Source organism: Ruegeria sp. AL2 (genome assembly GCF_056540845.1).
Window position 1 is genome coordinate 1 of sequence record NZ_JBQFXM010000044.1, and the last position, 10,086, is coordinate 10,086.

Annotated in this window: 7 protein-coding genes; 4 read left to right on the forward strand and 3 right to left on the reverse strand. The window is 54.8% G+C overall.

Annotation, left to right across the window (positions count from 1 at the left end):
• Positions 1–16: 16 nt before the first annotated feature.
• A complete protein-coding gene (locus ACR0ID_RS20015) occupies positions 17–907 on the reverse strand; it encodes a LysR substrate-binding domain-containing protein (protein WP_480477701.1) in 891 nt (296 codons plus the stop codon).
• Between the two features lie 120 nt (positions 908–1,027).
• Here ACR0ID_RS20015 and ACR0ID_RS20020 point away from each other — a divergent pair, with 120 nt between their 5' ends.
• The 4 genes from ACR0ID_RS20020 to pbfA all read left to right on the forward strand — a co-directional run bounded on the left by ACR0ID_RS20020 (position 1,028) and on the right by pbfA (position 6,403).
• Positions 1,028–2,215, forward strand: coding sequence for a 2-aminoethylphosphonate--pyruvate transaminase (locus ACR0ID_RS20020; RefSeq protein ID WP_480608297.1), 1,188 nt, complete (start codon positions 1,028–1,030; stop codon positions 2,213–2,215).
• 17 nt (positions 2,216–2,232) lie between these two features.
• Positions 2,233–3,477: a phosphonoacetate hydrolase gene (gene phnA / locus ACR0ID_RS20025; protein WP_267365552.1), complete on the forward strand. Its 1,245-nt coding sequence runs from the start codon at positions 2,233–2,235 to the stop codon at positions 3,475–3,477.
• A 3-nt stretch (positions 3,478–3,480) separates the two neighbouring features.
• The gene (phnY, locus tag ACR0ID_RS20030) at positions 3,481–4,944 is read left to right on the forward strand and encodes a phosphonoacetaldehyde dehydrogenase (protein ID WP_480477695.1); all 1,464 of its coding nucleotides are present in this window, start codon (positions 3,481–3,483) and stop codon (positions 4,942–4,944) included.
• A 106-nt stretch (positions 4,945–5,050) separates the two neighbouring features.
• Positions 5,051–6,403, forward strand: coding sequence for a (R)-1-hydroxy-2-aminoethylphosphonate ammonia-lyase (pbfA, locus tag ACR0ID_RS20035; protein ID WP_480608300.1), 1,353 nt, complete (start codon positions 5,051–5,053; stop codon positions 6,401–6,403).
• Between the two features lie 858 nt (positions 6,404–7,261).
• Here the strand turns inward: pbfA and ACR0ID_RS20040 are convergent.
• Together ACR0ID_RS20040 and ACR0ID_RS20045 are read right to left on the reverse strand one after the other, a co-directional pair.
• Positions 7,262–9,241, reverse strand: coding sequence for a bifunctional 2',3'-cyclic-nucleotide 2'-phosphodiesterase/3'-nucleotidase (locus tag ACR0ID_RS20040; protein ID WP_480608303.1), 1,980 nt, complete (start codon positions 9,239–9,241; stop codon positions 7,262–7,264).
• Between the two features lie 280 nt (positions 9,242–9,521).
• Complete coding sequence (locus ACR0ID_RS20045; protein WP_480608306.1) at positions 9,522–10,067, reverse strand: M24 family metallopeptidase; 546 nt, start codon at positions 10,065–10,067, stop codon at positions 9,522–9,524.
• Between the last annotated feature and the right edge of the window lie 19 nt (positions 10,068–10,086).

The window sequence follows — 10,086 nt, forward strand, 5'->3', positions numbered from 1 at the left end:
CTCAAGAACCCGCCGGTCACATATCTCCGGCGGTTTCCTTCTCCCCAAGAACCCGCTCCGCAAAGTCCATAAACGCCCGTATGATCTTGACATCGCGACGCTGGGAAAGTGAGATCATGCTTTCACCCATTTGCAAATTCACACCCTTCAATTTGATTTGCCGCAGTCGATCATCGTGCCCATATTCCGCCTGAGATACAAAACCGATACCTGCACCCGAGGCAACAAGTTCGCGAACGGCTTCTCGGCCTTCAGCTACAATCGCCGGGTTTAACCTGATACCTTGTTTCTCGGCTGCTTCTTCCAGTTTCTCGCGTGTTTTTGACCCGTGCTCTCTGAAAATCAGGGGCAACTCGGCCAGCTCCTTCAGGGTCAGGGTGGGTTTTGATGCCAAAAGCACGCCCTGGCCAGCAAAGGCCACGATTTCAGTGGACCCCAAATTCAATACGTCCATGTCCTTGCCAGGAGACAGGCTGCCAACAACACCGATCTCTGCATTGTAAGACCGAAGCTCTTCCAGGATTTCTTCGGTGTTGCCGGATCGCACAGTGATCGTGATTTTAGGGTATTTCTTTTGGAACGGCGCCAGAAAAGATGTCATGTGATGCGCTGAATCGGCAATGATCCTTAATTCTCCATCGATCGCGGCTTTGGTTTCAGAGAGGTAATCCTCAATCTGATCTTCGATCTCGAAATACTGTTTGGTGAATCGGTAAAGCTGTTCGCCTTCGGGCGTTAGGTTCACGCGTTTTCGTTCACGCTGGAACAACAACAGGTCGTGATCCTGTTCCAGTTTTCGGACCTGCTCTGAAATCGCTGGCTGGGTCAGATACAAAGCCTCTGCCGCACGGGAAAATCCCCCATGTTTGGCCACGTAATGAAAGGCTTTCAACTGGCTGTGTCGCATTACAGTTCCCTGAAGATGAATGCATAGGCTGCGCCTATGATTAGATTGATAATTGCAATTTCACATATAGCAAGCGTTGCTGCAATTGTGTTCCTGAAAACGCTGTTCTGGAGCCTGGTAATGACGCCATCCAAACCAAAATTAGAGCAACCGCGCCTCGGCGAACCCTACCTTTTGACCCCCGGTCCTTTGACAACCTCCTATGCGGTCAAAGAGGCCATGCTGCGCGATTGGGGAAGCTGGGACGATGATTTCCGCGCCATGACGCGAGAGGTGCGGTCAAGCCTGCTGAACCTGCTTGGCGAGGGTGCCGACGAGTTTGATTGCGTACCGATGCAAGGCAGCGGATCGTTTTCTGTCGAAGCGATGCTGGCATCCTTTATTCCGCGGGACGGAAAAGCGCTGGTATTAGCAAATGGTGCTTATGGGCAGCGTTCGGCCCAGACGTTGCAGTACCTGGGTCGTGATCATGTCGAGTTGGACAAGGGCGATTACCTGCCGCCGAGGGGTGACGAAGTGGCGCGCATTCTTGCGGATGACCCGGACATCACGCATGTCGTGGCCATTCACTGCGAAACCAGCTCGGGTATCCTGAACCCGGTCGAAGAGATATCGGAAGTCACATATGCCGCCGGGCGCAAGCTTTTGATCGACTCGATGTCGGCATTTGGGGCGATTGAGCTCAAACCCACTGAAATCCGATACGAGGCCATGGTGTCTTCGGCGAACAAATGCATCGAGGGCGTTCCGGGTTTTGGGTTCATTGTGGCCCGCAAGACCGAGCTTGAAGCCGCAAAAGGCAACAGTCATTCGCTGTCTCTGGATGTGTATGCGCAGTGGTCGCATATGAATAAAACGGGCCAGTGGCGGTTTACCCCACCGACGCATGTGGTCGCTGCCTTCATCGAGGCGCTTCGGGCGCACACCGCCGAAGGAGGTGTTGCAGGTCGCGGTGCCCGCTATACCCGCAACCGGGACGTCATGGTCGCGGGCATGCGTGAACTGGGTTTCGAAACACTGCTGGATAATCGTTGGCTGAGCCCCATCATCGTTACCTTCTTCTGCCCGGCTGATGAGAAATTCGTCTTCGATCAGTTCTATAACCGGATGAAGGAAAAAGGGTTCATTATCTATCCGGGCAAACTTACTGTCGTCGACAGTTTCCGCGTCGGTTGCATCGGTCAGATGGACGAAGATGTCATGCGTAAAGTTGTGATCGCTGCAAAAGAATCTCTGGAAGAAATGGGCGTGACAAGCGCTGCGCCTCCTCTCCGGGCACTGGAAGAACGCGCCAAGTTGGCCGCATAAAAATCAAGGAAAAACAGATGACCATTCAAACCCCTGTCGAAGCAAATGAGCGCGTCTACCCGACGCCCAAAGTGCCCGCAATTGCCATCTGCCTTGATGGATGTGAACCAGAATACCTCGACGTGGCGATTGCCAAAGGGCTGATGCCCAACCTCAAACGGATGCGGGAGGAAGGTACGGACCGTCTGGCGCATTCTGTTATCCCGTCGTTCACCAACCCCAACAATCTTTCGATTGCCACCGGGCGCCCGCCGATCGTGCATGGAATCTGCGGCAACTACCTTATCGATCCCGATACTGGTGAAGAGGTGATGATGAACGATGTCCGCTTCTTACGCGCGCCGACCATCTTTTCGCAGTTCTATGATGCAGGTTTCCGCGTGGCGATGGTAACCGCCAAGGACAAGCTTCGCGCGCTGCTTGGTGCCGGGCTGAAGTTTGACGAGGGCAGGGCGGTTGCATTCTCTTCTGAGCGTTCGGGCGAAACGACGCTTGAGGAACACGGCATCGACAATGCCAGCAAGTGGTTGGGCATGGACGTGCCCGAGGTTTACTCGGCCGAACTGTCCGAGTTCGTTTTTGCTGCTGGCGTCAAGCTGCTGAAAGAGTTCAAGCCCGACGTCATGTATTTGTCGACCACCGACTATATCCAGCACAAGTTTGCACCCGATCAAAAGGGCGCACTGGATTTCTACGCCATGTTCGACCGCTATCTGGGCGAATTGGACGCATTGGGGGCCGCCATCGTGGTGACGGCTGATCATGGCATGAAGCCAAAACACTTGGCCGATGGATCCCCTTCGGTCGTCTATGTGCAGGACCTGATGGACGAATGGCTCGGCAAGGATGCGGCCCGGGTCATCCTTCCGATCACTGACCCGTATGTCGTGCATCATGGTGCACTGGGTTCGTTCGCGACCGCATATCTGCCGGATGGCGCGGATCAGAGCGACATCATTGCCAAACTCAAGGCGACCGATGGGATCACCCATGTGCTGACCAAGGCTCAGGCCATTGAACGGTTCGAATTGCCCGGTGACCGGATTGGCGACATTGTAATGGTTTCTGGCGAAAACATTTGCATCGGAACGTCCGAGCATCGCCATGATCTGGCAGCGCTCAAAGAGCCCCTTCGCAGCCATGGTGGTTTGACGGAACAAGAAGTTCCCTTCATCGTGAATCGTGTCATCGACCTGCCAAACCAACCCGTGCTGCGCAACTTTGATGCCTTTTTCTACGCAACTACAGCGGCGGCACAGTAAGCCATGAAAGACCAGACCATGTCGAAAATCGAAGTTCGTAACGAAGGAATGCGGATCGGTGGCGAAATCGTCTTTACCGATGAAACCATTCCCGTCCTCTACCCGTACACCAACGAGGTCGTGGGTCATGTTCCCGCTGGCACCGCAGAACACGCACGCAGGGCTTTCGAAATTGCGGCGAATTACAAACCAAAACTGACCCGGTACGAGCGCAGCCAGATTTTGCAGCGCGCAGGCGAGCTGATCGGTGAAAAACGTGATTATCTTGCGAAATGGCTGACGTTAGAGCTGGGCATCTGCCACCAACATGCGATCTACGAAACCAAACGCGCACAGGATGTTTATCAGTTTGCGGCGGCTGAGGCTTTAAAAGACGATGGCGAGATATTTTCCTGCGATCTGACCCACAATGGCAAAGCCCGCAAGATTTTCACCACCCGAGAGCCGGTGAAAGCAATCAGTGCGATTACCCCGTTCAATCACCCTTTGAATATGGTAAGCCACAAAATCGCGCCATCTATTGCAACCAACAATTGTATGGTTTGTAAACCCACGGAACTGACGCCGCTGACCGCGCTGACATTGGCCGACATACTTTACGAGGCAGGCCTGCCGCACGAGATGTTCCAGGTGGTGACCGGCTGGCCGGCTGACATTGGCGATGAGATGATCACCAATGAACATATCGACATCATCACCTTCACCGGGGGTGTGCCGGTGGGCAAGTTGATCGCTGAAAAAGGCGTCTACAAGCGGCAGGCGCTGGAACTTGGGGGCAATGATCCTCTGATCGTTCTAAATGACCTCAGCGATGCGGATTTGGACAAGGCCGCAACAATCGCAGTGGCGGGTGCGACCGGAAACTCCGGTCAGCGGTGTACGGCGGTCAAGCGCATCCTCGTGCAGGAAAGTGTGGCCGACAAGTTTGTGCCGCTGGTTCTGGAAAAGGCCAAGAAGATCAAATTTGGCGATCCGCAAGACCCCGAAACCGAGCTGGGTTGCGTGATCCACGACAAAGCAGCGGAGATATTCGAAAACCGCGTTCTTCAGGCTGAAAAAGAGGGTGCAGAAATCCTGTATCACCCGGGTCGTCAGGGCGCATTGCTGCCGCCTATTGTCGTCGACAAGGTTCCCCATGACAGCGAGCTGGTGATGGAAGAAACTTTCGGTCCTATCGTGCCGATCGTGCGCGTGCCAGACAACGACGAAGAGGTGATGGCGATCTCAAATTCGACCGAGTTCGGCCTGTCTTCTGGGGTCTGCACTAATGACCTGAACAGGGCCATCGCCTTTATCAACGGATTGAATGTCGGCACCTGCAACATCTGGGAACAACCGGGTTACCGCATTGAAATGTCACCCTTTGGCGGCATCAAGGACAGCGGAAACGGCGTGAAGGAGGGTGTTATTGAGGCGATGAAGTTTTTCACCAACGTCAAAACCTATTCGCTGCCCTGGCCCAACTAAACCTTGCGTCCTTTCCCCACAGACGGGAAGGGCGCCTCATATCCTCCCTGATACTGCCGGGCCTTTAGGGGCCCGCATCTTTTGATGACAAAAACGAGGAGCGGACATGCCACAGATTGTCCACACGGAAGGGGAATCAAACACATCCGAGGCGCGCAAGGCGTGGTTGAGAAAGTCCATGGGACCAAAGTCGACACCTCTGCTCAAACGCGATGCGGATGTATTCCTGCATCAATCTCTGTCATCACCCTGCGTCAGCACCATTGCAAAGGCCAAGGGGATCTGGATCGAGGATATGGAGGGTCGCCGGTACATGGATTTCCATGGCAACTCGGTGCACCACATAGGCTACGGGCACCCGCGTCTGGTTGCCGCAATCAAGGCGCAGCTTGACGATCTTCCTTTCGCGCCCCGCCGCTTTACCAATGATCCGGCAGTGGACTTGGCGGAAAAACTGGCAGATATCGTACCTGGCGATCTGGGGAAAATGCTCTTTACCACAGGCGGCTCTGACGCCAACGAGGTTGCTCTCAAGATCGCGCGCGCCGCTACCGGTCGGTTCAAAACGATCAGCTTCTGGGATGCCTTCCATGGCGCGGGCTTTGGCGCCGCAAGCGTCGGTGGCGAGGCGACGTTCCGCAGTCATATCGCGGGCCCCCTCTTGTCGGGCACTGAACACGTCGCGCCTTTCGCCTGCTACCGTTGCCCATACAATCACACGGGACCGGAAACCTGCGGGTTGGCCTGCGCGAAAATGGTCGAATATGTTCTGGAGCGTGAAGGAGATGTGGCGGCGGTCATAGCCGAACCGATGCGTGCGGTGCCCTATGTACCACCGCCGGGGTTTTGGAAATCCGTGCGCGAGGCGTGCAATCGTCACGGCGCGCTTTTGATCATGGATGAAATCCCGACAGGCCTTGGCAAAACCGGCAGGATGTTTGCCTTTGAACATGACGAGATCGTCCCCGACATTGTGACGCTTGGAAAAGCGCTTGGCGGGGGCATCCTGCCCATTGCCGCTTGTGTTGCCCGCAAACAATTGGATGTCTGCGGAGATTTTGCCATTGGTCATTACACACACGAAAAGAACCCGGTTACCGCGCGGGCCGCTTTGACAACGCTTCAAATCATCGAAGATGAGGGGTTGGTTCATCGATCGGCCACGTTGGGTGAGCACGCAATTGGCCGTCTTATGGACGAACTTCAGAACGTACCTACCGTCGGAGACATTCGGGGACGGGGTTTGATGTTCGGGGTCGAAATCGTCGATGATCGCGCCGACAAAACGCCGGGTAATGCGCGTGCCGAACGGATTTACTATGCCTGTCTGGAGGCCGGTTTGAGCTATAAGATCAGTCAGGGATGCGTTCTGACATTGTCGCCGCCGCTGACCATCTCGCAATCGGATCTGGACCACGCAATCGACATTGTGGTTGCTGCGATCAAGGCCGAGAGTTGACACGTCGGATCAGTCAAAATTTGGCAGTTGGGAAAAAGAGGCTAGCCGGGACAGCGACGAAGACCCCAAAATGCGACGTAAGACAACGAGTTCGATGGCGCACGGCGTACAAAAAAATTTGGATCTAGCCGAAGGCGTTGTAGTATCCAACTGCACTCAGGCTTCAAGCGCTGACGAAAGTGACGGGAAAGGCAAAATCTTCAATTCGGCCTCTAGTACAAATGAGACTGAATAAACTGACGGGATTACAGGAACTCAATATCAACAGAGCGGGGTCTTTCATGGTATCGAATGTAATTCAGAAGCTGAAAGACCTGTTGTCGCTGTGCTCCACAGATCGCAGCCCGTCGTCTTTGCCAAATGGTGGAAAAAAAGATTCAGTTCAGCAGGCGACTACTTTTTACCTGCCATAGGGTATTCAAACTCCCTTTGCCGCGAGATCCTTGAATACAGATTTCACCAACTTGCCCATGCCTTCATCCGTTTCAGGCGGTTATTCTCTTTTTCCATCCTCGCAAATACTGATCAGATCTAAGGTCTAATCGGCATTACTTCTGTGTGTCATGATTCATCCTTGCAAGGGTGGATGATCAACACCGAGATAGTCTGATTTCAGGGGACTGGGTCACCCGTTCAGCTTCTTTGGCAGGGCTGGGAGCGCAGAAGCTCAACTGGCTTCCAACGGTTCGCTGAGTTCTATGGCCCACCCTCTCGACGCATGTCGGGAACGCCGATTGAAAATGTAGCATCTTCCGCCGCCGGGACAGATGGCTTTGAATTGTACGGGTGTTCAGCGCAAACCCGCCACCGAGATAGCAAGGTGGCGGGTCAGGTTATCGTTGTGACAAATTGGTCGGATCAGAGCTTGATGCGGAAGGCTGCGAAACCGTCTGCACCTTCCCCGGCGTCCTCGATTGCCACTCCTTTGACATCGCCCATATAGTCACGGGCTTTTGGACCGGTCTCGAACAACACCGTGGTGTCCGCCAGCGGCGAAAACGACCAGTTGGCATCCGCTTTGGGATCGATTGTGCCCTGTTCGACAATGTAGCGCACAATGACGTCGCGGTTGGTGTCCGGTGCTTCGAACACGATTGTGTCGCCCATTGCGCCCGGGAACGCGCCACCACCGGATGCGCGGTAATTGTTGGTGGCAATGATGAACTCCATATCATCCGTAACAGGCGAGCCATTGAAGGCAAGGTTCACGATCCGTGCTGCGTCGGGGTTTACCTCTTCGCCCTTTGGCCCAAAGCGCGACGGTTGCGACAGGTCGATCTGATAGGTCACGCCGTCCATCACGTCGAAATTGTACGACGGGAATTCAGGGTTCAGAAGGATCGCATCCTTGGATCCAGCTTCGACCTGATTGAACATACCGGCCGAGCGTTCCAACCAGCCACGCACCTGCGCCCCGTTCACGCGAACCGCACGGACCGTATTCGGATAGAGATACAGATCGGCCACGTTCTTTATGGCTACGTCCCCGACCGGGACATCGGTGTAATACTCTGGACCGCCTCGGCCTCCGGCTTTGAACGGTGCCGCCGCAGACAGGATCGGCAACCCTTCATGCTCGGTGCCTTTCAGCATGTCTTCGACGTACCATTTCTGCGCGATCGAGACGATCTGCACAGACGGATCATCCGCGACCAACGCAAAATAGCTGTGCAGCGGGGCCGAGGTTTTGCCGACCGCGCGCCGAACATAGGCCAGCGTTTCGTCATGAGCTTTCGCAACCGACTCCAGAACCTTCTGATCATCTTCGACCAGAGCGGTGATCGAGCGGTCTTCGTTGCGTTTGGAAATCGGTCGCGCCTCTGACGTCGTGGTAACGACGCGCCATTCCTTGCCGTCCCGTTCCAAAAGTAGGTCTAGTAGGCCAAGATGCGACCCCCAGAAACCGCCCATGACGGCAGGTTTGCCCATCAGCGTGCCTTTTTCCACATCGATCCCTGGGCGGTCAGCAAATGTCGGTGACGGGAAAACCAGGTGATTGTGGCCGGTGACCAGCGCGTCGATCCCGTCGACACCTGCCAGAACCACGGATGCGTTTTCCATGCCGTCCTCATAATCGGCACCCCCGATCCCCGAATGCGACAGGGCGATGATCAAGTCACATCCCTGTTCCTTCATCTCGGGCACATAGGCCTGAGCAGTCTCGACAATATCGCGGGCCTGGACATTGCCCTCCAGATGCCTGCGGTCCCAGTTCACGATTTGTGGCGGGGTAAAGCCGATGACACCGATCCTGATCGGATGCTTGGTGCCGTCGCCCATCGCGATTTCACGGTCGAGAATGGCATAAGCCTGTACTAGGGTCTTGTCGTCACGCGGGTTCGTACCTTTTTCCTTGGCGACATTGGCCAGAACAACAGGGAACTCGGCACCGGCCAAAGCCTTGTCCAAGAACTCCAGACCGTAGTTGAACTCGTGATTGCCCAGCGTCGCGGCATCATACCCGACCGTATTGAAGGCCGTGATGATGGGATGGCTGTCGCCGTCCTTCATGCCGCGCTCGTAAGCGATGTAGTCGCCCATCGGATTGCCCTGCAGGAAATCGCCGTTATCCACCAAGAGCGAGTTTGTCGCCTCAGACCGGATTTCGTTGATGATCGACGCTGTGCGGGACAGGCCTACTGTATCGCGGGGTTTGTCCGAATAATAATCATAAGGGAACACATGAACATGGATGTCGGTGGTTTCCATGATGCGCAGATGCGCCTGATTACTGGCCGCTGCCACCGAAAACGGGTGCAGGGTAATTGCCGCTGCACCAGCGGTTGTCGTGGCAAGGAAACGGCGTCGCGAAATTGTAGAACGGCTGGAGAAAGACATAGGTCACCTTTCAGGTTTGTGGTCAACGCGTCTTTTTGCCTGTAATTCACAACAACCATATGAAACGGGGTGCCAGCGCTTTAGACGCGTCATGTGTAGGCGCAATGCTAGGTACAATAGCCCAACTTCCTGTACTTGATAAGACATGGCAGAAGGGGAACCCGTGCCCTGCGATTGCCAAGACAATGCCTCGCAATCAGTGCTTTGCGACATATCCAACTCGCATCATGTTGGCATCCGTCCACTGACCGCCAACCGTGTGGCTGGGTCAGCCCGGTTATCAACGTCCCGCTCCCAGGACAACACGCTCTTTCGGGAAGCTGGTCAGTGATTGGCACCCGTCTTCTGTGACCAGGACGTCATCTTCAATACGAATACCAAAACTGCCCAAGTCATACAGACCCGGTTCGTTGGTCCAGACCATTCCTGCGCGCATTACCTGGTTGTTTCCGCGCATGATATAAGGAGCCTCGTGCAAATCCCGACCCAAACCATGGCCTGTCTTGGTGCGTATGCGATTGGCGAATGGGGATGCTTCAAGAACGCCGATGACCGCATCATCGATATCATGGACGGTCACACCCGGGCGACACACGTTCAGACCCATCTGGTTTGCTCGCAATACAGTTTCGTAGACGGCCTTGCCCTCATCTGAAACTTCGCCAACGAAAAAGGTTCGCGTAATATCCAAGACAAGTCCATCTTTGCGCGCGCCAAAGTCAAAGAGTAGCGCATCGCCAGTTTGAATCCGATATGTTGATTTCCGCTGAGAAGTGACCCGGTAAGCCAGATAATTTTCACTGAGAATTGACCCATGTGAGCACATTGCCCCGACGTTTTCGTTT

Excerpts from the sequence above, each read along its gene's own strand:
- ACR0ID_RS20015 (WP_480477701.1), bottom strand. The coding sequence starts at position 907 with ATGCGACACAGCCAGTTGAAAGCCTTTCATTACGTGGCCAAACATGGG.
- ACR0ID_RS20020 (WP_480608297.1), top strand. The coding sequence starts at position 1,028 with ATGACGCCATCCAAACCAAAATTAGAGCAACCGCGCCTCGGCGAACCC.
- phnA (WP_267365552.1), top strand. The coding sequence starts at position 2,233 with ATGACCATTCAAACCCCTGTCGAAGCAAATGAGCGCGTCTACCCGACG.
- phnY (WP_480477695.1), top strand. The coding sequence starts at position 3,481 with ATGAAAGACCAGACCATGTCGAAAATCGAAGTTCGTAACGAAGGAATG.
- pbfA (WP_480608300.1), top strand. The coding sequence starts at position 5,051 with ATGCCACAGATTGTCCACACGGAAGGGGAATCAAACACATCCGAGGCG.
- ACR0ID_RS20040 (WP_480608303.1), bottom strand. The coding sequence starts at position 9,241 with ATGTCTTTCTCCAGCCGTTCTACAATTTCGCGACGCCGTTTCCTTGCC.
- ACR0ID_RS20045 (WP_480608306.1), bottom strand. The coding sequence starts at position 10,067 with ATGTGCTCACATGGGTCAATTCTCAGTGAAAATTATCTGGCTTACCGG.